Origin of the sequence: Alkalicoccus daliensis (assembly GCF_900103955.1) — a bacterium.
GTDB lineage: Bacteria > Bacillota > Bacilli > Bacillales > Salisediminibacteriaceae > Alkalicoccus > Alkalicoccus daliensis.
The window spans coordinates 1-22422 of sequence record NZ_FNIL01000006.1 but is presented as its reverse complement, the minus strand read 5'-3'; the positions used below and the strand labels follow the sequence as shown (position 1 = coordinate 22422).

At 43.3% G+C, this 22422-nt stretch carries 20 protein-coding genes; 16 read left to right on the top strand and 4 right to left on the bottom strand.

Annotated features, from left to right (window positions below):
• Positions 1-4: 4 nt before the first annotated feature.
• A complete protein-coding gene (locus tag BLP92_RS10580; protein ID WP_090842935.1) occupies positions 5-1810 on the bottom strand; it encodes an LTA synthase family protein in 1806 nt (601 codons plus the stop codon).
• 866 nt (positions 1811-2676) lie between these two features.
• Here BLP92_RS10580 and BLP92_RS10575 point away from each other — a divergent pair.
• The 13 genes from BLP92_RS10575 (at position 2677) to BLP92_RS10515 (ending at position 17786) form a co-directional block, all read left to right on the top strand.
• Positions 2677-3039, top strand: a complete 363-nt coding sequence (locus BLP92_RS10575; RefSeq protein WP_090842934.1) for a SpoIIAA family protein — start codon at positions 2677-2679, stop codon at positions 3037-3039.
• Between the two features lie 377 nt (positions 3040-3416).
• The gene (locus tag BLP92_RS10570; RefSeq protein WP_090842933.1) at positions 3417-4115 is read left to right on the top strand and encodes a C40 family peptidase; all 699 of its coding nucleotides are present in this window, start codon (positions 3417-3419) and stop codon (positions 4113-4115) included.
• 298 nt (positions 4116-4413) lie between these two features.
• On the top strand, positions 4414-5451 hold the full coding sequence (locus tag BLP92_RS10565; protein WP_090842932.1) for a M14 family zinc carboxypeptidase: 1038 nt from the start codon (positions 4414-4416) through the stop codon (positions 5449-5451).
• A gap of 287 nt (positions 5452-5738) precedes the next feature.
• On the top strand, positions 5739-6464 hold the full coding sequence (locus tag BLP92_RS10560; RefSeq protein ID WP_090842931.1) for a C40 family peptidase: 726 nt from the start codon (positions 5739-5741) through the stop codon (positions 6462-6464).
• A gap of 901 nt (positions 6465-7365) precedes the next feature.
• Positions 7366-8307: an AEC family transporter gene (locus BLP92_RS10555; RefSeq protein ID WP_175444253.1), complete on the top strand. Its 942-nt coding sequence runs from the start codon at positions 7366-7368 to the stop codon at positions 8305-8307.
• A 163-nt stretch (positions 8308-8470) separates the two neighbouring features.
• Positions 8471-9499: a LacI family DNA-binding transcriptional regulator gene (locus tag BLP92_RS10550; RefSeq protein ID WP_090842929.1), complete on the top strand. Its 1029-nt coding sequence runs from the start codon at positions 8471-8473 to the stop codon at positions 9497-9499.
• Positions 9492-10562: a TRAP transporter substrate-binding protein gene (locus BLP92_RS10545; protein ID WP_090842928.1), complete on the top strand. Its 1071-nt coding sequence runs from the start codon at positions 9492-9494 to the stop codon at positions 10560-10562. The genes BLP92_RS10550 and BLP92_RS10545 overlap by 8 nt, the downstream gene beginning before the upstream one ends.
• A gap of 66 nt (positions 10563-10628) precedes the next feature.
• The gene (locus BLP92_RS10540; protein ID WP_175444252.1) at positions 10629-11123 is read left to right on the top strand and encodes a TRAP transporter small permease; all 495 of its coding nucleotides are present in this window, start codon (positions 10629-10631) and stop codon (positions 11121-11123) included.
• Positions 11120-12400, top strand: coding sequence for a TRAP transporter large permease (locus BLP92_RS10535; RefSeq protein WP_090842926.1), 1281 nt, complete (start codon positions 11120-11122; stop codon positions 12398-12400). Before BLP92_RS10540 ends, BLP92_RS10535 begins: the two co-directional genes overlap by 4 nt.
• A 548-nt stretch (positions 12401-12948) precedes the next feature.
• The gene (locus tag BLP92_RS10530) at positions 12949-13902 is read left to right on the top strand and encodes a sugar kinase (RefSeq protein ID WP_090842925.1); all 954 of its coding nucleotides are present in this window, start codon (positions 12949-12951) and stop codon (positions 13900-13902) included.
• Between the two features lie 9 nt (positions 13903-13911).
• The gene (hxlA, locus tag BLP92_RS10525) at positions 13912-14532 is read left to right on the top strand and encodes a 3-hexulose-6-phosphate synthase (RefSeq protein WP_090842924.1); all 621 of its coding nucleotides are present in this window, start codon (positions 13912-13914) and stop codon (positions 14530-14532) included.
• On the top strand, positions 14529-15083 hold the full coding sequence (hxlB, locus tag BLP92_RS10520) for a 6-phospho-3-hexuloisomerase (protein ID WP_090842923.1): 555 nt from the start codon (positions 14529-14531) through the stop codon (positions 15081-15083). The genes hxlA and hxlB overlap by 4 nt, the downstream gene beginning before the upstream one ends.
• A 933-nt stretch (positions 15084-16016) precedes the next feature.
• Positions 16017-17786, top strand: coding sequence for a methyl-accepting chemotaxis protein (locus BLP92_RS10515; RefSeq protein WP_175444251.1), 1770 nt, complete (start codon positions 16017-16019; stop codon positions 17784-17786).
• A gap of 63 nt (positions 17787-17849) precedes the next feature.
• On the opposite strand, the gene BLP92_RS10510 is transcribed toward BLP92_RS10515, so the two are convergent.
• Positions 17850-18506 carry a hypothetical protein gene (locus BLP92_RS10510; RefSeq protein WP_090842921.1) on the bottom strand — a complete coding sequence of 219 codons (657 nt, stop codon included), beginning with the start codon at positions 18504-18506 and terminating at the stop codon, positions 17850-17852.
• A 166-nt stretch (positions 18507-18672) separates the two neighbouring features.
• On the bottom strand, positions 18673-19413 hold the full coding sequence (locus tag BLP92_RS10505; RefSeq protein WP_090842920.1) for a Crp/Fnr family transcriptional regulator: 741 nt from the start codon (positions 19411-19413) through the stop codon (positions 18673-18675).
• A gap of 160 nt (positions 19414-19573) precedes the next feature.
• On the opposite strand from BLP92_RS10505, the gene BLP92_RS10500 reads away from it, so the two are divergent.
• The 3 genes from BLP92_RS10500 to BLP92_RS10490 all read left to right on the top strand — a co-directional run bounded on the left by BLP92_RS10500 (position 19574) and on the right by BLP92_RS10490 (position 21950).
• Positions 19574-20338 carry a dimethylarginine dimethylaminohydrolase family protein gene (locus BLP92_RS10500; protein ID WP_090842919.1) on the top strand — a complete coding sequence of 255 codons (765 nt, stop codon included), beginning with the start codon at positions 19574-19576 and terminating at the stop codon, positions 20336-20338.
• 55 nt (positions 20339-20393) lie between these two features.
• Positions 20394-20885 carry a YajQ family cyclic di-GMP-binding protein gene (locus BLP92_RS10495; protein WP_090842918.1) on the top strand — a complete coding sequence of 164 codons (492 nt, stop codon included), beginning with the start codon at positions 20394-20396 and terminating at the stop codon, positions 20883-20885.
• A gap of 336 nt (positions 20886-21221) precedes the next feature.
• Positions 21222-21950, top strand: coding sequence for a response regulator transcription factor (locus BLP92_RS10490; protein ID WP_090842917.1), 729 nt, complete (start codon positions 21222-21224; stop codon positions 21948-21950).
• Positions 21951-22175: 225 nt separating this feature from the next.
• Here the strand turns inward: BLP92_RS10490 and BLP92_RS10485 are convergent.
• Positions 22176-22422: integrase core domain-containing protein (locus BLP92_RS10485; protein ID WP_139148946.1), on the bottom strand; the 247-nt coding region annotated here is incomplete at its 5' end.

Here is a 22422-nt window from a genome sequence, read left to right as displayed (position 1 = left end):
TTTCTTAATTGCGTGCTTCTTCCAGTAAATTTCCCTCTATTATCATATCAGAAAGAAGCAGCTCGTTAATTGCCCTGTCTTCCTGTTCCAGGCAGTCCTGGAGAGACACTTCATCGCCGGAAGACATTGCGTAGCAGGTCCCTTTCCCCGGCGCCTCGGTTAAATCAGGTACATAATACAGCTCGCCATGGCGGAAGGACCCATCCCGGAAGACGGTAAGATTATCTTCTTCATCAAGCAGAGACTGCCCGAGCATGAAGGGGGTATCTATATCGAGCAGATCCAGAATCGTCGGTGCAAGATCGATCTGCCCGCCGCTTTGTTCAACTACTTCTCCTGCTGCTTCTCCTGGCACCTTGATAAAAAGTGGAACTGCGCGGTCCAGTTTAAATAAATCCACTTCATTTTGTACCTCATTCGTCCGTGCCATTTCTCCCTCAGGTGCGGTTAAGCCGCTGTCATGGTCTCCATAAAAAACAACAATGGAATCCTCCCACAGCTCCTGCTCTTTTAAATCGTCCACGAGTTTCCCAACTGCTTCATCCACGTAATGCACAGTATGGTAATACCCGCGCAGGAGCGGATCCTCATAGCCGGAAAGATCGAGCACCTGTTTTTCTTCAGGAAAGTCATAGGGGATATGGCTCGTTAAAGCAACAAGAAATGAAAAATAAGGTTCTTCCATCGTTTCCATATACGCTAAGGAGGTATCGAAAAAATCTTTATCGTTTAAGGCGATATTAATAATTTCACCGTCCGGGTAATCTTCTTCACTGAAAAAAGAATTGTACCCCAGGCTGCCGTAAACTTCGTTGCGGTTCCAGAATTCTTTTTCATAAGCGTGGAACGCAGCGGTGTCATAGCCGTGTTCACGAAGTTCCTCCGGCAGCGCATCAAACTTATTCTCCGGATGCTGCGGGTAAACGGAACCTGATTTTAGCGGGTAGAGCGAGCTGTTAACGATAAATTCTGCGTCTGAAGTTCTTCCTTCATGTGTCTGATGATAAAAATTTGGAAAATACAGCATTTCCTCCTGAAGCTGATTCAGGTGCGGCGTCAGCTCCTGCCCGTTGATCTCCGTATTTATAACAGAAGTCTGAAAGGACTCCAGCTGCACAATAATGACATTTGGCTGCTCCTCCGGCATATCCGTGCTTTCTGACTGCTGTGCCAGCATTTCTTCCGGCGGGGCTTTTCCTCGGTCATAAACCGTAATTCCGATACCCTTTAACAAATCCACCCCGTGGTAGCCCCAGAAACCGAGCGCGTAGTATTCACGCATATTCGTAATTGCCTGATTTCTCTGCCAGTCATCTTCTGTCGCTGTCTGAAATGAGATGGCGGCGATGAAAAGGACGAGCCCCGCTCCGAACGCTGTGCCGGCAGTTTGCATTCTTGTTCTGCGGGGTGAATTTGTAAAGAAATGTCTAAGCAGGAAAATAAGAAGTATAAAGAGCAGCACATCCGCATACAGGAAAAAGTCAGTCCACTGAATAATTGCCGCAAATCCACCGCCGACGGAAGTCATCTGGGGGATTTCAGAAATAAGCGCAATGGAAAGAAAGTTTTCAAAATAGCGGTAATACCACATATCGGAAATGAGGAGCGTGCTGTGCATAAGCATTAATAATATAAAAAACCAGCGGCGCTTTTCTTTTCGAAGCAAGAGCACCCAGCTCGAAAGGAGCAGCATGCCGGATAAATTAAGTATGAAAAGAGAAGCGGGATATGCAGTGTCAGTATATAAACTGAAAATATATAACTTGCCCATGGCAAGAGCAAGGTACATCCAGTAATCAAGTAATTTCATATAGTGCCTCCATTGCGCTGTGAAAAAAACAGGTTTTCTTTCTATATTCCTTTTCGAGAAGCGAAAGAAACACTTATTTTTTGTAAGCGGATGAAAGAAGCAGAAGTGAGACATCTTACTATAGAAGGAAAGCGATAATTAGGTGATTACAGGATAGCCGAGTCGAATGTCAGCATAGCGTGTTTGGAGTAAAGTATAGAGACTTTTGAGTAAAGCATAGCAGGATCAGAGTAAAGCATAGCCGATTTGAAGTAAAATAGCGGCCGCGGGAGTAAAATAAGCGGGCACGGACGTAAATTAGCATCTCCATTTCCATTTTCGATGGGGGAGGGGTTTTAAATGAAAAAGGTAACATGCTCTTCCCAGGTTGGTAGGAGAGGGAGTCAGTGTATTATAGCTCAGTCGGATGTCAGCATAGCGTGTTTGGAGTTAAGTATAGGGACTTTTGAGTAAAGCATAGAAGGATCGGAGTAAAGCATAGCCGATTTGGAGGATAATAGCGGATGCGGCAGTATATTAAGCGGGCACGAACGTAAATTAGCATCTCTATTTCCATTTTCGATGGGGGAGGAGGGTTAAATGAAGAAGGTAATATGCTCTTCCCAGGTTGGTCGGAGAGGGAGTCAGTGTATTAAAGCTCAGTCGAATGTCAGCATAGCGTGTTTGGAGTAAAGTATAGGGGCTTTTGAGTAAAGCATAGAAGGATCGGAGTAAAGCATAGCCGATTTAAAGTAAAATAGCGGCCGCGGGAGTAAAATAAGCGGGCACGGTATCCTGTTTGTTAAACAAGAAAAGGCATCCCCTGGTTTAAACCTTCTCTTCATAGGAAATTAAATGAGTAACATCCATAGAAGGAGGCAGATTGTATGAATGGAAAACTGGATTGGAGCAGCGGGAATGTGATTGCTTTTGAAGTGGACAGCAAGATTGAAGAGAAGGAATATAAAGAAGCAACTGCGGAAATTGAGGAGCTGCTCGATCGATATAAGAAAATAAATGTTTTCTTGAAAGTATCCGATTTAGAAGGGGTGGAGCTGTCTACCATGAAAGACCGGATTCAGTTTATAAAAGAGAATGATCTGGAGCAGGTCGATAAATTTGCGGTTGTCGGGGAGCAGAACACGATGCAGGCATTGTCAAAAGGAATCGATATATTTGCAGATACGAATGTACGCCAGTTTCCCCTGGAAAAAGAAGATGAGGCGAAAAAATGGATTCAGCAAAATTAAGAAGGGCTACCGTACTCGAAAAAAGAGTACGGTATTTTAATATTACAAACCCTCATTTCGTAAAGATACATCATAGAGAACATTACGCAATAAAAGAACTATATATCGAAATAACATCGTTGTACTTTATAGTGAAATTTAATTATAAAAGGTATAAGTCCCCGGTATAAGTAATATTAAAAATACAGTAATAACCAATTTGATGAATGTATATTACAATAATGTTACATAGAAATGCTAGTTTAATTACAAATGTAAAAAAGGGTACACAACATACCCGATTTGATTTAATATAAAACTTGTTCAAGAGAAAAACACTTTAAAAAATAGAATATTACATAATTCAAAAAACATGGGATAAGGGAGAGAGTTTGAAAATGAAAAAATTTATGATGAGTATTGCACTAGCAGGGGCGCTGCTGGTAGCACCAACAGTTTCAGAAGCAACAGTAAAAATGGGAGATCGTGGAGCAAGTGTAACAGAACTTCAGCAGACTTTAGCATCTAAAGGACATAATAGTTCTTCCAATGTGGACGGTGTATTTGGTCCAATGACACTGCGTGCTGTTCAGTCTTACCAGCTTGCACACCGCATTTCAAGCCCGGCAGGTAACTTCTATGGAGTAGCTGGTCCTGCAACACTCAGCTCACTTGGTCTATCTGCATCAAGCAGCTCAAGCAGCTCAAGCAATTCTACTGCAGTAGCAGGAGCGAGCACATCAAGCAGTTCAAGCGGCATTATTTCTACAGCGAGAAGCCAGATTGGAACTCCGTATGTATGGGGCGGCACTACTCCACGCGGTTTTGACTGCAGTGGTTTCGTACAATATACTTTTGCACAGAATGGAAAAAGCACTCCTCGTACAGTAGCACAAATGTGGAGCGCGGGTACACGTGTATCCAGTCCATCCGTTGGAGATCTTGTATTCTTTGAAACTCGCAGAGGTCCATCTCACGTAGGTATCTACCTGGGAGGAAACCAGTTTATCCACGCTGGTGCTTCTACTGGAGTAACAATTTCCAACATGGGAAGCTCTTACTGGAGCAACGCTTATCTAGGAGCTAAGCGTCTGTAATTAAAATATTTCAAGACACCCTGAACTTCGGGGTGTCTTTTTTTACTGCAAAAATGATTCTTTTAGAACGTTTGGGAATTAAAAATCTCAATTAGTCATAGGCCTGCTTTCCATAAATATTGAAATTAGGAAGTTTTGTACCGGGTAGTAAGTAATTATTTTCTTTATATGCTAATATAATCCTGATTTTCCTAATTTAAAAAATCATTCATAAGGTCTGTTGTTTGATTTTTAATTTCAATATAGCATTAATTTAGGTGGAATAAATTCATCTAAAATTTGAAAAAGGATGTGTCCTATGAAAAAAATTACGATTATGACCCTCATTTTTGTGCTGACTCTTTCTATGTTTGCGCTGCCGGCGGGTGCGGTAGGAAATGGACCGAACTACAATGGAAATGAAACAATTAAGGGAGAACGATTGACCAGTAACGAAGATCTTCTGGCTGATGTACAGCGGGCAGCAGAGCGTTCAGACAATATAGAAGTTGAGATTATTGGCCAGTCTGTAAAGGGAAGAGATATTCCGCTGGTGAAATTCGGCAACAACCCTGACAATCCAACGATTTTATTTCTAACCCAGCAGCATGGAAACGAAGTGATGATTACTGAAGGTGCACTAAACGTGATTAAAGGGTTATCCAATAATAACAAACATAACCGCGAGCTTGCAGAAGCAGTGAATGTATTTTTTGTGCCCCGCTTAAATCCTGACGGTGCCGTGGGAGATGTGAATTTCGACTTATCCGATCATGTCGCAGGCGGGATAGCTACAAGAACAAACGCAAATAATGTAGATTTAAACCGTGATCATAATACGCTCGCAGAACCTGAAACTTATGCGCTGCACCACAATGTACTTCGCGCATATGACATTGATTACTTAGTAGATTTTCATCATCAGGGTGCACGCTCCGGTATTGATGGGAAATTAGTATCCGGCTCTATTCTTTATCCGACAAATGAAGGAGTAGATCCCGAGGTTGTCGAAATGTCCAAACAGCTTGGGTCCGTTATGTATGATGCAGTGGAAAAGCGTGGATTTGGTCTGCTCGGTAAATACAACGGGGGATCGGCAAACACTATTGCGCGAAACGGACTTGCCTATGAATATGACATTGCTACGCTTCTCTTTGAGATGAGAGGCATGATTGACCATTCGAATCCGAACCAGGTGCTCGGCCAAAAAAGCAACGGCTACCTGATCCAGCAGGCTGTAATATCCATGGAAGCTGCAATTAATGCCATTGCAGATGCTTCTATTAATGAAGCAGATATCACTTTCTGGGATGAGCTGGAAGTACAGAGGTTTATGGGCGAGGAAGAAACAGAGTAATAATATGTTACATTAAAAGTAATAAAGCCTGCCGGCAGTAGATGCCCGGCAGGTTTTTTTGCGATGAAATCAAGTTATTTTCCTTGGATATGTATTATTTTACATAATATGGATGTAATAAGACAGAATGTTACAGAACGTTAACAAACTTTGTCATTCTATTACAGTTTCAAAAAAGGGTATCTTTCTATACCCGTTTTCAATTATTATTACACTTGTGAGTTAGAAAAATATAAAAAAAGAGATTTTCACATATACTTTATAAAGAAAAAAGGGGAGTTCACATAATGAAAAAATTAGTCATGAGTATCGCACTTGCAGGGGCATTATTAGTCGCACCAACAGTTTCGGAAGCAACAGTAAAAATGGGAGACCGCGGCGCAAGTGTAACTGAGCTGCAGCAGACATTAGCTTCTAAAGGACACAACAGCGCTTCCAACGTCGACGGCGTATTCGGACCAATGACACTTCGTTCGGTTCAGTCGTACCAGCGTTCTACTGGTATTTCCAGCCCGGCTGGTAACTTCTTCGGTGTCGCAGGACCGGCAACATTAAGCTCACTTGGATTATCTTCCTCTGGATCAAGCACAAGCACTGCTTCTTCCAGCACAAGCTCAAGCACTTCTAAATCAACTGCAGTAGCAGGGACAAGCACAACAAGCAGCAACAGCGGTGTTATTTCCACTGCAAGAAGCCTTGTTGGCAGCCCATATGTATGGGGAGGAACTTCTCCACGCGGATTTGACTGCAGCGGCTTCATTCAGTATGCATTTGCACAAAACGGCAAGAGTATCCCACGTACAGTTTCTCAAATGTGGAGTGCAGGATCCAGCGTATCCAGCCCGTCTACAGGCGACCTGGTGTTCTTTGAAACTCGTTCCGGCCCATCCCACGCGGGAATCTACATCGGCGGCAACCAGTTCATTCACTCCGGTTCTTCTACAGGGGTTACCATCTCCAGCCTGAGCAACCCTTACTGGAGCAAGACTTACATGGGTGCAAAGCGTCTGTAAGTTCATATACGAAATAGAAAGACATTCCGGAACCGCCGGAATGTCTTTTTTTGTGCGGGATAAGTGGAGTGGGGGAGGGCGCGCTATTTTACTGTCGCGCCCGCTATTTTACTCCGAATCGCCTATACTGACATCCAAACCCGCTATACTGACATAAAAAGTCGCTATACTTTAATGAAACCCGGCTATATTTAACTCCGAACCGGCTATATTGAAATGAAATTCCCCGCTGCTGAACTCTCCTCCCGGATGAACTGCAACACCAACCCGAAGAGCATATTACCTTCTTCATTTAAAACCGCTCCCTATAGAAAATGCAAAGTAGAACAGGTAACTAAGGTTCGTGCCTGCTTATTTTACTGTCGCGACCGCTATTTTACTCCGAATCGCCTATACTGACATCCGAACCCGCTATACTGCCATAAAAAGTCGCTATACTTTAATGAAACCTGCCTATATTTAACTCCCAACCGGCTATGCTGAAATGAAAGGTCCCGCTGCTGAACTCTCCTCCCGGATGTACTGCAACACCAACCCGAAGAGCATATTACCTTCTTCAACTAAACCCATTCCCATAGGAAGTGCAAAATAGAGCAGGTAACTAAGGTTCGTGCCCGCTTATTTTACTGTCGCGCCCGCTATTTTACTCCGAATTGCTTATATTAACATCCGAACCCGCTATAATAACATGAAATTCCTCTATACTAACTTCCAAACCGTCTATACTAAACTCTGATCGGCCTATGCTGCACTCGACCCAGGCTTCTTTTCATTAAATCCCATTATCTTTCATCATCTACTTATCCAAATCAGCTGATTCTATCTCTAAAAAAGACATCCTTCTGTAACACTTGTATAATAGAAACTAGTTGTGAAAATCATAATGAATCGGGTGGTAACATTGAGTTTAGCTGCTATATTAAATCCAGTGCTGCTGCTCATTACAATAGCGGTTGCTGGATTTATTATTTCTAAAAGAATTTCGGTAACAAATGAAGTGAAACAGTTTGTAACATTTATTGTCATAAACCTGGCGCTTCCGGGAGTTGTCATCCAAAGTATATTTAGTCTGCAGCTGGACACGCAGATCTGGAGATATCTCAGTATTGTGTTTATCGCCGGTTTTTCCTTAAATCTTATTGGTCTCGCCATCGGTTACGGTCTCACGCGTGCTTTTCGGTACCCGCCGTTCGTATCCCGGCAGGCAGCCGTGCTTTCCGGACTGGGAAACACCGGGTTTATCGGGATTCCTTTTTTGGCACTGATGCTTGGGGCCGAAGCCGGCGCATTCGCCTCTATCTACGACGCAGCTACAATGTCGTTGACCTTCACGGTAGGAATTATGCTGCTGCAGAGCGGGAAATTCCAAAAAAATCAATTGAAAGCTTTGCTGAACGCTCCATTTTTAACACTTCTCGTCAGCATCAGTATGGTTTACCTTAACCTCACTCCTGTAAATTTCGTGATGGATTTAAGTGAAATCTTTGCCGGATTATCCGCTCCGCTTGCGATGATTTACATAGGGCTGCTCCTCGGAAGCTGGAAGAAAGAGTCATTACTCGAAGTAAAAGAGCACTACAGCAGATTTTTGATAATAGTCATTTCTACAAAAGTGATCTTACTGCCGATGCTTGCATTTGCAGTGGTACCACTTTTCGACCTTCCCCTGACGATCAAGCAGGTAATCATTATTCAGGCAGGGATGCCTTCGCTGCTATTGGGGCTGGTACTGATTGAACGTTATAAAGGAAACGTGCAGGTGGCGATCACCGTTATACTTGCGACATCTGTGCTTTATCTATGCCTCGTCCCTATATTCACTTATTTATCTTCTCTGTTATAAAAAAACACGCCAGGCCAGTGCTGCTCAAGCACTGGCCTGTTTTTTCAGGAAATTCAGCTCAAAAAAATAAGAAATTTCAAATTAGGGGTTGCATCCTGTATCCGCTTTCATATATAATTTGATAAAACGATTTAGTAAACCGATTTATCAAAGGGGGAAGCATATGAGAAGGAAGGTAACGCTGCAGGATGTGGCGGATCATGCAGCGGTTTCCAAGAGCACCGTATCTCAATATTTAAACGGCCGTTTCACCTATATGGGAGAAGAAACGAAGCATCGGATTGAAAAAGCGGTGAAAGAGTTGAAATACCAGCCGAATGTTATTGCGAGAAGTTTAAAACAGAAAAAAACTACTACGATCGGAGTGATCATGGCAAACATTCTGCATCGGTTCTCCACACAGACATCGCGGGCAATTGAAGATTTTTTTCATTCTCAAGGGTATCACGTCATTCTCTGTAATGCAGACGATGATCCACAGAAAGAACAGCAGTATATAGAAATGCTGAAAGCGAAGCAGGTAGATGGATTTATTATTTTTCCTACTGCATCGAACGAAGAAATGTACAAATCACTGCTGGATGAAAATTATCCACTCGTTTTTTTAGATCGAAAAGTGAAAGCGTTACCAGTGCCGACCATTTGTTTGGACAATCAAGATGCCATGGAGCGTTCGATTCAGCATCTAAAAGAAGAAGGAAGTGAGCGGATTGCATATGTGAGCTCAGATCTAACAATCAGTCCACGTTCAGAAAGATACGAAGGGTTGTTAGCAGCATTGAAAAGACTGAAGATGCCCGTAAATAATCAATGGATTTATACAGATTCGCTGGAAGATGTAGAAATGTTTTTAGAAAAAGTTTTCGATGGAGAAGAAATACCAGAGGCAATTATGGCAAGTAATGATCGGTCATTAATGCGTATTTTATCCTTTTTGAAAAAGAAATATAACGGGATACCGCCAACACTGTCATTAATGACTATTGATGAAGTAGAGTTTGCAGAGCTTTACAGTCCGAGGATTACGACGATGGAACAGCCGGCCTTTGCAATGGGAAAGAAAGCAGCAGAAGTGCTCCTGGAGCAGATTAATGGAAACAAAGCAGAAGATATGAAGCTGCTGTATGAATTTGAAGGTAATTTGAATATCAGAGAGTCATCAAAAATTCGAGGAGGAATATATCATGATTAAAAAGTGGAGCGTACCATTTTATGTACTTGCAAGTGCAGCGTTAATGACAGCCTGTGGAAATGACGGTGGAAACAACAATGCGAATGAGGGAAATGCAGGGAACAATGGAAACGCCGGGAACAATGGCGGCGGAGAAGCCTCCGGGGAAACGGTAAATCTAATTGCAGCTACCCAGCTTGATGCGGAAAGTCCATTTGCTGTTGGTTTTGAAAGATTTAAAGAAGTGTTGGAAGAAGAAACGGACGGGGCGGTGACCGTGGAAATCCATACAGATGGGGCGCTCGGCGGAAATGAAGATGAACTGGTGCAGAATATGGAAACAGGGTCCGTGGATGTAGTAGTAGCTTCACCGGGCTTTATGGCACAGGCAACAGATGCGGTTGATTTTTTCGCAATGCCTTATCTCTTTGAAAGCAATGAGCACTGGGAGCAGGTAGTAGACGGAGAGATTGGAGATACTGTCGCTGGTCAGGTAGAAGAAAATACAAGTTTCAAAATTCTTGGATACTGGTCTGCAGGAGTTCGTAATTATTATGGTTTCGAACCGATTGAAACTCCGGATGATCTGCAGAACGTGCAGATCCGTACGCAGGATTCCCCGGTGGTAACAAATACTTGGGAAACGCTTGGTGCAAACCCAACGAGTGTCGCGTGGGATGAAATGTATCAGGCGCTGCAAAACAGAGTAATAGATGCTGCTGAAAATGACTTTACAAATATTTATCAGGCAAGCCATCACGAAGTTACGGAAAATATTTCTTTAACAGAACACGATTATACGACTCGATTCTTCTTTATGTCTGATGAAACATTTGAAGGTTTGACGGAGGAACAGCAGCAGGCGGTAGAAAATGCTTCTGAAGAAGCAACAGCTGCTGCAAGAGAGTCAGATAGAGAGCTGGCAGATGAATCAAGGCAGGCAATGGAAGATGAAGGAATTGAAATTAATGAAGTAGACAAAGAACCGTTTGTGGAAAGAACGCAGAGTGTACGGGAAGAAGCGGCTGAAGCACTTAATATGGTTGATGAGTATGAAGAAGTTGAATCAATGAGATCAGAATAACAGAGAGGGCTTTACGAAGCCCTTTTCCTTGTTTAAAAGTGAGGAAAAGAAAGGTGGAAGATGCAATTGAAAAAAGCGGTCGGACTCATTGAAAATATATTTTTAAAAGTAGCAGCGCTCTTCTTTCTCATATTTTTTATATGTGTAATCTTACAGGTAGCTTCCCGCTACATTCCTGGGATACGGGTGCTCTGGGCGGGAGAAATAGCAACCTATGCTTTTATCTGGATGATATTTGTCGGTGCGGCGGTTATGATCAGAGAAAAAGGGCATTTTACCGTAGGACTCGTCATTGACAATGTAAAAGGACTGACTTTATTTCTTGTACAGTCGCTTACACACGTACTGATAGTGGCGTTCGGAATTGTGATGATAGTAGATGGCTATGGGTTGACCCAGCAGTTCTGGGACTGGACATTAAACAACCTTCCGCAGATCCGGCAGGGATATGCATGGCTTGCGATTCCTGTAGGAGGGGCGGGCATGATTCTTTTTGCACTTGCCAACTGGTGGGAAGATTTCATGAAATACAAAGCCGGTGATAAGGGGGAAGCAGCATGACTGGCATATTCTTAGTTTTATTATTTTTAGGACTCATGCTGTTAGGAGTTCCGATCGCTTTTGTTATAGGTATCGTTAGTTACGTAGGTTTCTTCATTTTGGATGCTATTCCCCTGCAGGCCGTCGTGCAGCAAATGTTTTCAGGACTGGAATCGTTTATTCTGCTTGCAGTTCCTTTATTTATTCTTGCCGCTAATATTATGAACCAGGGACAGATTTCCGAGAAATTAATCCAATTTGCAGTTTCCCTTGTCGGGCATATTCGTGGTGGACTTGCCCAGGCAAACATTGTAGTGTCCATGTTTTTTGGAGGGATTTCAGGAGCTTCCACAGCGGATACTGCTGGAGTAGGAAAAATATTAATCCCCAGCATGATAAAGGAAAATTACAGTAAAGGAACAGCCGCAGCCGTCACTGCCGCTTCTTCTACGATGGGAATGATTATACCGCCGAGTATACCGATGGTCATTTACGCAAGCATTGCGGGTGTTTCGGTAGGGCGTATGTTTCTTGGAGGAATTATTCCGGGGCTGGCAATCGGTGCTTCATTAATGGTGCTTGTTGCTTTTATTTCCCACCGTCATCAATATCCGCGTCATGAAAGAGTGAAATTAAAAGATATTGTGATACAGGGGTTAAAAAGTATTCCGCCGCTGCTCACTCCGGTTATCATTTTAGGAGGAATCGTCGGTGGATTCGTAACACCGACAGAAGCAGCAGTACTTGCATGTGTGTATGCATTTCTGATTTCCTTTTTTCTTTATAGAACAATTAAAATCAAGCACTTACCAGCCATTGTCTACGATACGTTAAAGCTTAGTTCTTTAACACTTTTTGCACTGGCAACTGCAACCTCTCTTGGACGTTTGATCAGCTACTATAACGTTCCTGCGATTATTGCCGGGTTCTTCGACAATGCACTGCCTTTCGACTGGATGTTTCTCGTTGCAGTAATTCTGCTTTTCTTATTTGTAGGAATGTTTATGGATACAGTTCCTTCTATAATATTGTTTGTGCCGATTGTACTGCCTTCAGCGATGACACTCGGTGTCGATCCTATTCATTTTGGAATTGTAATTATGATGTGTCTGGCAGTTGGGCTAGTCACGCCTCCTTATGGCTTGTGTCTGCTTCTCGCGAGTAAAATTGCGGATCTGCCGATTGGAAGGTCATTCTTTTCCACCATTCCTTACATTATTATTATTCTTCTTGTAATTATCATTATTGCGTTTGTACCTGGTATTTTCATGTGGCTTCCGAATACCTTTAATGTTTAAGCTTTGTTAATAAGAAAAACTTTGCTGAGGGATCTACCCAGTTTCCGCTAAAACAGGCCTCTGCTGGATTTTTCCTCGAGAGGTGGAGGAGCCGGAAGCATACCTTTCTTATATCAAAACCAGATTTCATAAAGGCAATGCTCGTCTGTTGATTAGCTGATGTTATCCAAATAATATTTCGAGTTTCCTATCTGAAAACAAACGAAAGAGCTTCTTATCTGGAATGCGGTAAGACGTTCTGCTTCCGCCGGACGCTTTCCGGAGGGGACTTTCTCAGCTAGTCTGCCTTCGGCAGCCGGATCTTCGAATCGTCCTATTTCCTCTTGGAGTCACCGGCTGCGCGCCGCTCTTTTTTGAAAAAGTCGGCAATGCTTTCTTTTAAGAAAGCCAAAAGCTTTCTCCACGACTAGGGAAGAAATAGAAACCGAAGACACTGCATTACCGTAACTTGAGGGCGTTTTTTCAAATAAATGGATAATCAACAGACGTGAAGGCAATGTTATTAAATTAAATTTAAGTGTCATGAATAGACCGGAGGAGATTTTTATATGCTGGACATTATAACAATTGGAGACGGTATGATTACGATGAATCCAAAAACGAGAGGACCGCTGCGTTTTTCAAATGAGTTTGAGAGAAAAGCGGGGGGAGCTGAACTGAATCTTGCTGTCGGAGCAGCGCGGCTTGGCCTTGCAAGCGGATGGATCAGCCGTGTGGGAAACGATGAATTCGGTCAGTATATTCTTAATTTTATGCGTGGTGAAGGTGTAGATGTTACTGATGTTGTAAAGGAAGATGGATATAATACGCCGTTAAATTTTAAAGAAATCAGGGAGGACGGATCAGGCAGTACACATTATTACCGCTTCCCGTCTCCTACAGAAACGATTACTGCAGAGACCTTACAGAACTCCAAAATAAAAGAAGCGAAAATTTTCTACCTGTCCGGCGTATTTCCTTCACTGCGGCCGGAAAATGTAAGCCTTCTGCATCAAGCAATAAGTATAGCGAAAGAAAACGGGGCGAAAATTGCGCTGGATCCGAACATCCGTTTAAAGCTGTGGTCTGTGGAAAGCGCCAGGGAAGCATTACTGAGTTTTCTGCCTCACGTTGATATTGTATTGAGCGGCGAAGAAGAAGCTGCACAGCTTTTTGGAGATCAGACGCTCGAAGCACATATACAGGAATTCCAAAGTTATGGAGTGGAGACAGTCGCTGTAAAACGTGGAGAAAAAGGTGCTGCCGGTAAAACAGCAGATGAGGAAGTAGTTTATGCTTCTTCTGTAAAAGCAGCCAAAGTCGTGGATACAGTAGGTGCCGGCGATGGGTTTAATGCAGGATTTTTATACGGAATTCTTCAGGACTGGCCGTTGGAAAAGACCCTGCAGTTTGCAAATCAGGTAGGGAGCATGGTAGTCGCAGTTTCTGGTGATAATGAAGGACTGCCGCTTCTCGAAGAAGTAGCGGAGGCGCTTGGAGAAAAAGAAAAAATCGAAAGGTAGGTAACCGTAATGAACTTACAGCTTGCACTGGATCGTTTAAGCAAAGAAGAATGCCGGCACATTCTTGCAGAAACAAAAAACGCAGTCGACTGGATTGAAATTGGAACGGGTGTCATCAAGGAATATGGAATGGAAATCATTCGTGAAATAAAAAAAGACTATCCGGAGAAAACTATTGTTGCAGATATGAAAACTTGCGATGCAGCCGCCCATGAAACCAGACAGGCACTGGAAGCTGGAGCCGATATTACCACAGTCATGGCTTTCAGTGACGACAACAGTATTCGCACCGCACTAGAAACGGCGGAGGAACTTAACGGCAGGGTCATGATTGATCTGCTGAACGCTCCGGAGGAAAGAATAGCGGAACTGGACGGACTGGGAGTCAGGCTTGTTTCTCTTCATATAGGAAAAGATCAGCAGGGTAGCAGAAGTATCAGCGGAGACATTTTTAAGCCTCTGGCTCCATATCCGCATATGAAAGCTGCAGTAGCCGGCGGTATTTCTCTGGATTCTATTCCACTGCTGCGGCCGCACCAGCCTGAAGCTGTAATTGTAGGAAGTGCGATTACCGGGGTGCAGCATCCTAAAAAGGCGGCAGAAAAAATAAAGGAGGCTTTCTCAGAATGAAAGAAATTTCTTCAGCTGTAATAAAAGAAGTAGCACAGGTGGTGGAGCGTTCCCTGGAAAATAATGATTTTGTAAAACTGGCAGAAAGAACAGCACAGGCAAAACGAATTTTTATTGCAGGAGAAGGCAGATCTGGACTTGTAGGAAAAATGATTGCAATGAGGCTGATGCACGGAGGATATCACGTGTATGTAACAGGAGAGACGATCACTCCAAGTATTGAAAAAGGAGATTTACTTTTTATCCTCTCAGGTTCCGGGACGACAGGAAGTCTCGCATCAATGGGAACAACTGCAGCGAAAACAGGAGCGGAGGTAGTGAGTTTCACTACAGATCCGGATTCCCCGATTGCAGCTTCAAGTGATCAGGTAATTCGTGTACCGGCAGCTACGAAGTATAGAAGAGAGAATGAACCTGCAACCATTCAGCCGCTCGGAAATCAGTTCGATCAAAGTCTTCATCTGCTGTTGGATGCATTTATTATCTATCTATCTAAGCAGCAAGAAGATAATCATGACAGCTGGAAAAACCGTCATGCAAATTTAGAGTAAATCGAAGGGGGAGTGCCTCCTTCGATTTTTTATAGAGAAAGCTACCTTGAAAATAAAAGTTCCACTAAAAAGAAGTAATACTGCTGCTTCACTTTCGGAGCGGCTTACCCAAGGGCTTGTTCTCGACTAATTTTGACAGAAAGAACGTCCGCCAAAATGGATTCTCGAACGGCGCTGATCCTTTGGGTGTCCTCTCCTTCGTTACACAGCAGTATTAATTTTCATACTTCATGGTGCAAAAATTTTGCATGAGTGTCTCTGTTAATGTTCAGTATTGATAATAATAGAAGACTCCGCTGCAACTGACCTGTCTTGAAGGAGATATCCGGGTGGACTCATGTCCTGCGGGATCTTCCGACCTCCTTCTGCCAAAGGAGATGTGAACTTTCACTGTTGGTCGAGTGGAGCAATGCTCTCTCTAATACAGGCTCCCGCCGGTTTTCGCTTCGTCTTACATTTGATGAGCAGAAGGAAGGCAGCTTTTATAAGTTACTCTTTCTTTTTTAAAAGAATATAGAAGGCAAGGCGATTTTTCGAGACGCCTGCGGAAAAAGAAAGCGTGAAGATCATCCCGGACGAAAGGAAGGGATAGCTGAAGGATTTCTCCGCGGCAAGCGAAGAAAAAAGAGCCGCAGGCGTACTTTTCTTATATCAGCACCAGCCTTTAAAAGAACCATAGAGAAAAAAGAGTATCCGACTCAGCAAGTCTTCTTGTATGTATTCCCCAATGTATTCAACTGCTTACGAATTTCTCTTTTTACGCAGAGAATAGTTCATAATATCCCCCTAATAAAGTAAGTAAATTAGGACCTATTACTAATTTTCTTAATTTTCGCAATTTACATAGGCATAAAGTTTTAGCTGTGGTAATATAAGTCTAAAGGCATGGGTTTAAGTATTTACAATTTGTGTGTGATAAGGGGGGCGATTTTAATGAAGTGGTATAACAAACTTTCGAATCGGATATTTATGATTGCGGTTTCGTTCATTATAGTGGCCGTAGCTGTTTTGGGAGTAACGAGCTACGGACTGGCGAAACATCATTTAACGGAAGCCGGGCAGGAGGATTTACAAGCGCGGGTTTCTGCGGCGGAAGAACTGCTTGATGCACTGCACGACCGTGTGGAAGCAGGGGAATTAACTTTAGAAGAAGCGCAGGAGGAAGCAAGAGTCAGGCTGGCGGGACCGGTGATAGATGAATCGGAGGAAGGGGCGCCTATCCGGAATTTTGAGGAGAGTCCTTTTACTTATGGAGCTGAAGGGTATTTTTACGGCTTCCTCGATGACGGCACCACAGTTCTTCATCCGATGGGACGGGAAGGACAGAACTTGTTTGATCTGCAGGATGATGACGGGACGTATATGATCCGAGGGATTATTGAAGCGGCACAGCAGGGGAATCCGGAAGATCGCTACTATACGTATATGTGGGTGAATGCCGGGGAAACTGCAGCGCGCGAAAAAAATGCTTATGTGGCTACGTTTGAAGAGTGGGGCTGGCATTTTGGCCTGGCGGCATACAGCGAAGAGTTTTTTGAGGCAGCGAATACGATAGGGATGATCGCGATAATTATTGGCACAGTGGCAGCCTTGCTTGCTTCACTCACACTTTTCTTTATCGTTAATCTTATGAGCAGGCAGATTAATCAAGTGCGGGAAGCTACAGAAAAGGTAGCAGCCGGAAACTTGTGCGGGGAACCATTGAATGAAACAGGAAAAACAGAGATTGCACTGCTTTCTACTGCGATTAACACGATGCAGCAGCGGCTGCAGGGGATGATCACAAGCATTCAGGAAAAATCAAGCCAGGTTGCTGCTTCTTCTGAAGAGCTGACAGCAAGCGCGCAGGAAAACACTTCTTCCAGTGAGCATACGGCAGCGGAAATCCAGGGTGTTTCCGATGTAGCGGAACAGCTCCAGCAGCGCACGGAAGAAAGCATGACGGCGGTTGGGGACCAGGAGCAGGGCTTAGCCCGAGTCGTAAAAGCAACTGCTGTGCTGAAAGAGAAATCAGATGAATCTGTGTCCGTTTCTACGGAAGGTGCGGAAGCTGTGGAGTCGACTTCCCGCCAGATGGAAGGGATAGCGTCTTCTGTGCAGGATACAATGCAGCTGATCAGCAAGCTGGAAAGCCGTTCGAAAGAAATCAATGAAATCATCCGTACGATGACGGATATCAGCGATCAGACAAATCTGCTTGCATTAAACGCTTCTATTGAGGCAGCACGTGCCGGCGAACATGGCAAAGGTTTTGCTGTCGTAGCGGAGGAAGTAAGAAAGCTTGCAGAGCAGTCAGGAAATTCCGCAGACCGGATTAATGACATGATCTGTGATATCCAGAGAGATACCGATCATTCAGTGAAAGCGATGGATACTGTTACGACAGATGTAGCAGCCGGGGTGGATTCTATCCAGCGCATGAAAGAGCTGTTTGCAAATGTAAAAAGTATTAATGGAGAAGTGGACGGGCATATTGAAGAAGTAGAGGAGATTGTTTCTTATTTGAATGAGAAAGGCGAAGTGCTGAAGTTGAAGATGAATGAATTTTCTTCGTTTGCCATGCAGATGACGGAAAGTACTTCCACCGTAGCTGCCACTTCTGAAGAGTCGCTTGCTTCCATGAGCGAAGTTGCGAAAACTTCGGAAGAGCTGAGTGAGATCGCATTGGAACTGCAGGATCAAATTAACGAATTCAGGATGTAAAAAGGGAAAAAAACGAAAAGCTGCAACCTGCGGCTTTTCGTTTTTTAAAATTGTAATCACGCTTTATCCCTGATTCTCTGCCTCCACCCACTTATTTTCATCTTCAGTCAACCAGTATTCCCCGTAACTCTCGACTGTTCCGTCATAGTGAATAAATTCTACACTCAGATATTCGTACATTCCGTTTTCTTCAGGATCCAGAAACCGGATTTCTCCGATAGAAGTAAAGGACTGCACGTATTCTAACTGCTGGTTCTGCAACTTATAAATATCCGCCTGATAGGAGCGCTCCCCAAAAATCAGTGCAGCATAATCTCCCTGGCTCGTAGGAATGATTTCTATTTGAGCTAACCCTATCTCTTTTTCTTCTGCCTGCACTTCCAGGTATTGTGTAGCAACAAGCGTATCAGCGTCATCGTATAAATGAAGGCAGTTTTCAAAGTTATCGTGATCTGTATGCAGCAGCAAGCGCCATTTTTTTCCTTCATGGTGCATCGTTCTGGAAAATTCCTCATGCTGCGGATGATTATTTTTGGCGTGATAGGCAGTAAGAGATTCTGAGAAAGAAGCGTCTGTACGGGACGTTTCATTCGCTTTTATGTAAGAAGGAGCATCGGAACTGCTGGCTGCGGAACCAGCTGTATTTGCCTCTGTCTGATTTTCTGCATCAAAGCAGGCAGAAAGAAACAGTATACTGAATAAAATCACAAGGAAACTCATGGAGAGCCGACCCTCCTTTATCTGCTTTAATTAAACATATCTGTTTACTAGTATATAGCAAATGCGTGCAAAAGTATGTGATGAAGGTCACCGGATCACAAGGTAATCAAAAAAATTTCAAAAAAAAAGCGCTCGCTCTGAACGCTTGTAAAAATTTAAAAACAGGCTACAAATAATCGAGCGAATACTTTTTGGAACTGTGCCATTTACGGTAGGAGGTTTTTTTAGCAGATTTGCTGATTTCCTTCAGCTGCTCCAGGTCAAGCACATAAATATATCTGTTTTCAAAGCGGATAATTTTTTCGCGCTGCAGTTCATGAAAGGCGCGGGTCGCTGATTCTCTTGAAACGCCGATCATATTTGCCGCATGCTGCTGGGTAATTTTCCACTGGATCAGATCTCCTTTTTCTGTAGAAAGAGAAAAGTTTGCGTGAAGATCAAGAATCAGATTCGCTGCCCGGACATACACATCTAGAAACGCCAGGTATTCAATTTGTCGATCCGCCTGGGCAAGGCGCTCACTCAGAATATAAATTGTTTTCTGCAGCAGTTTAGGATACCGCAGCGCAAGCTTCACCATATCTTCCTTATAAATTCTCCACAAAGAAGCACGTTCTATTGCAGCTACGGTAGCGGTGCGCGCACTGTCATAATGAAATACTTCCAGTTCTCCGATAGCTTCTCCCGGGAACTGATGCCCTAAAATAAATTCCTGTCCTTCATGCTCACGATAAATTTTTAAGGCACCTGTACGCACGATATACATACAGTTCCCCTCATCACCTTCGCGATAGAGAACTTCTCCTTTTTTAAAGGTGACTAAATTACTTATCGATGCAATCTCTTCTTCGTTATCTGGAGAAATAACGTGCTTGAAAAAAGGTGTATCGATAATAGAGTCATACATATAATACCCCCATGGTTGAGTCCTTTTACCTAACTATAACAAAGAAAAATCCCGGTTTCCAAAAATAAGAACTGCTATAGTAGTTATTTTTTTCAGAAATAAAGTACTATAGAAGGAAGACAGAAAAATAAATTTCGATATAAAGAAAAGGAGGAGAAAAATGAATATTACACAGGTAATTGTAAAGAAACCGTCTTCATCCTACGTAAATGGACTGACGACAGCTTCGCTCGGAAAAGCCGATTTCCCAAGAGCACTTGAACAGCATGATAAATATGTTGCTGCGCTGAAAACAGCAGGAGTAAAAGTAAAAGAATCAGCGGCAGAGGAAGCTTATCCTGATGCAGTATTTGTAGAAGATCCTGCAATAGTGACAAACAGCTTTGCTGTAATTACAAGACCGGGTGCGGATTCGCGGAAAGGGGAAACAACAGCAATAGAAAAAGTCCTGAAAGAATTTCATGAAAGAATTTATTATATTGAAGCGCCGGGGACGCTGGAAGGGGGAGATGTGCTCCAGGCGGAAAATCACTTCTACATAGGTCTTTCCACGCGCACGAATAGAGAAGGAGCCGAACAGCTGCAGGAAATTTTGAAACAAGAAGGATATACAGCTTCGCTGGTGGAGGTAAAAGAGTTTTTCCATTTGAAAACGGGAATTTCCTATCTGGGAGAGGGGCGTGTATTAGCAGCCGGTGAATTCATTGATCATCCGGCCTTCCAGGAGTACGAACAAATAACTGTACTGCCAGAAGAAGAATATGCAGCGAACTGTGTCCGGATAAATGATGAAGTGCTCATCCCGGCAGGATTTTCAGATACAAGGAAAAAAATCGAAGCAGCGGGCTATCAGGTAATTCCTTTGGAAATGAGTGAATTCCAAAAACAGGACGGCGGCCTCAGCTGTCTCTCGTTAAGGTTTTAATTAAAGGAAGTTTCCCTTATAATAAAAAGCAGATTGATTGGCAGGAGGGTTTTATATGGCAAAAGAAAGTTCATTTGACGTTGTTTCCAAAGTGGATTTTTCAAAAGTTCAGAACGCCGTGGTCATGACGGAAAAAGAAATACAGAACCGCTATGATTTTAAAGGCAGCAAAAGTGAAGTAAAGCTTGAAAAAGAAGAGCTTGTCCTTATTTCTGATAATGAATTTAAAATGGATCAGCTGAAAGAAGTGCTCGTGAGCAAGCTGATCAAGCAGGAAGTATCTTTGAAAAGCCTGGACTACGGAAAGCTGGAAGGTGCATCCGGCGGTACGGTGCGCCAGCGCGCAAAGCTTGTGCAGGGCATTGACCAGGATAACGCGAAAAAAATTACCAAGCTGATTAAGGATCAAAAAATGAAAGTGAAAACACAGATTCAGGATCAGCAGATTCGCGTTACCGGTAAGAACAAAGATGATCTGCAGGCGGCGATGGCAGCGATCCGTGAAGCTGACTTGAGTGTGCCGGTGCAGTTTACAAATTATCGTTAAAAACAGGCCGTTCCTCCGGGAGCGGTTTTTTTATTTGGGTGCAGAGGAGCTTCTCCTCCTTTCTTCCCGGGAAAAAGATGGGCGGGGGAGAAAGAAGGTTCTATTTGAGGGGCTCGTCAACTCCTGCGTAGGCGTTTTCCAGAAAATGAGTAAGAAAGTGGCATTAAAATCCTGATATATAGGAGAATTTTATGAGATGGGTGCTGATTTTCCTGCGACAATATGTAACTCTATATATTTTAGTATTATAAGCTGGTGTTTAACTGCAACAAGATTTACAATGGTGTTACAACCCTTGTACAATGGGTATCTGATATTTGATTGCGGGTGAAGTAAATGCGAATGAAAAATGCGAACCAGCGAAGCATAGCATTAATCTGTATGGACGAAGCGTACAAGGAAGTTTTGGGAAATGTAAAAGCTCCGGAAGACGTTAAATACGATTATATAACCTACGAAGATGAAGAATATGTTTCTACCTTTGATTCCCTCTTTATTTTCAGCGATGATCCTGTGAATGCAGTTCAAGAGCAGCAGACACGACCGACCAGTGTTGACTGGAGTAAGAAAGCAATTGTTTTTATCGTTCCGGAAAAAAATCTGGAGCTTGCTGCAGGGGTACTGGAATATGAAGTGGCAGGGTTAATTTCCTGTGAGCAGTTTCTGGCCCATGGCAGCAAAGCGATGGAAACTCTGATGGATTACTCCTTTATATTAGAACCCGTGCTTAATTTTAAAGTTGCCGAAGAAGTGAAAAAAAGAAAACAGCGGCAGTCGCCAGTGAAAAGATTCGTACTTGATAAAGAAAAAGTGAATGTCCCGCTGAAAAAGGCAGAGTTTGCTATTTTACAGCTGCTGCTGGACGGAAAAGGCACAGCGGAAATGGCAGAAGAATTGTTTTACTCTGTGAAAACCGTGAAGCGGTATATCAGTAACCTGATCCGCTCCATTGGCGTGACGGACCGCACCGGAGTCGTGGTGCATGCCATCCGCAACGAGTGGGTAACATGTGAACGCGATGAAGCCATCTTGCCTTTCAGTAATGTAAAAGCTTCAGCTAATTGAATATAGTGGGAAAGGGCGCCTGTAATGGGCGTCCTTTTTTTGTATGGGGAGCGAGGCGTTTTATTAAAGTATAGGCAGAGCGGAGTAAAATTGGACTTTAGTCAAGAAAGTGGACACTACTTTTCAAAAATTCTTTCTCTTTTCTCTTCTCGCCTTTCATTTTGTGGAGCTTTCTGACACAGGACGTGGAAAAGAAGATCGCCTGTTTACATTTAGGAGCGGAAATTAAGAGATTTTCTTTGTGGGGAGTATGCGGTATTCCTGTTCAATTTTGTTTGGCGTGCAGTAGTCCATGGTGGAATGTTTTCTGCGGTGATTATAAAAGGAATCGATGTACACTGCGACGGCTTTCTGCGCTTCTGCCCGTGTGGAAAACCTATTTCGATACACAAGTTCTTTTTTGATGGTGGCATGAAAAGATTCAATGCACGCGTTGTCGTAAGGATCCCCTTTGCGGCTCATACTGATCTGC

Excerpts from the sequence above, each read along its gene's own strand:
- BLP92_RS10580 (WP_090842935.1), bottom strand. The coding sequence starts at position 1,810 with ATGAAATTACTTGATTACTGGATGTACCTTGCTCTTGCCATGGGCAAG.
- BLP92_RS10575 (WP_090842934.1), top strand. The coding sequence starts at position 2,677 with ATGAATGGAAAACTGGATTGGAGCAGCGGGAATGTGATTGCTTTTGAA.
- BLP92_RS10570 (WP_090842933.1), top strand. The coding sequence starts at position 3,417 with ATGAAAAAATTTATGATGAGTATTGCACTAGCAGGGGCGCTGCTGGTA.
- BLP92_RS10565 (WP_090842932.1), top strand. The coding sequence starts at position 4,414 with ATGAAAAAAATTACGATTATGACCCTCATTTTTGTGCTGACTCTTTCT.
- BLP92_RS10560 (WP_090842931.1), top strand. The coding sequence starts at position 5,739 with ATGAAAAAATTAGTCATGAGTATCGCACTTGCAGGGGCATTATTAGTC.
- BLP92_RS10550 (WP_090842929.1), top strand. The coding sequence starts at position 8,471 with ATGAGAAGGAAGGTAACGCTGCAGGATGTGGCGGATCATGCAGCGGTT.
- BLP92_RS10545 (WP_090842928.1), top strand. The coding sequence starts at position 9,492 with ATGATTAAAAAGTGGAGCGTACCATTTTATGTACTTGCAAGTGCAGCG.
- BLP92_RS10535 (WP_090842926.1), top strand. The coding sequence starts at position 11,120 with ATGACTGGCATATTCTTAGTTTTATTATTTTTAGGACTCATGCTGTTA.
- BLP92_RS10530 (WP_090842925.1), top strand. The coding sequence starts at position 12,949 with ATGCTGGACATTATAACAATTGGAGACGGTATGATTACGATGAATCCA.
- hxlA (WP_090842924.1), top strand. The coding sequence starts at position 13,912 with ATGAACTTACAGCTTGCACTGGATCGTTTAAGCAAAGAAGAATGCCGG.
- hxlB (WP_090842923.1), top strand. The coding sequence starts at position 14,529 with ATGAAAGAAATTTCTTCAGCTGTAATAAAAGAAGTAGCACAGGTGGTG.
- BLP92_RS10515 (WP_175444251.1), top strand. The coding sequence starts at position 16,017 with ATGAAGTGGTATAACAAACTTTCGAATCGGATATTTATGATTGCGGTT.
- BLP92_RS10510 (WP_090842921.1), bottom strand. The coding sequence starts at position 18,506 with ATGAGTTTCCTTGTGATTTTATTCAGTATACTGTTTCTTTCTGCCTGC.
- BLP92_RS10505 (WP_090842920.1), bottom strand. The coding sequence starts at position 19,413 with ATGTATGACTCTATTATCGATACACCTTTTTTCAAGCACGTTATTTCT.
- BLP92_RS10500 (WP_090842919.1), top strand. The coding sequence starts at position 19,574 with ATGAATATTACACAGGTAATTGTAAAGAAACCGTCTTCATCCTACGTA.
- BLP92_RS10495 (WP_090842918.1), top strand. The coding sequence starts at position 20,394 with ATGGCAAAAGAAAGTTCATTTGACGTTGTTTCCAAAGTGGATTTTTCA.
- BLP92_RS10490 (WP_090842917.1), top strand. The coding sequence starts at position 21,222 with ATGCGAATGAAAAATGCGAACCAGCGAAGCATAGCATTAATCTGTATG.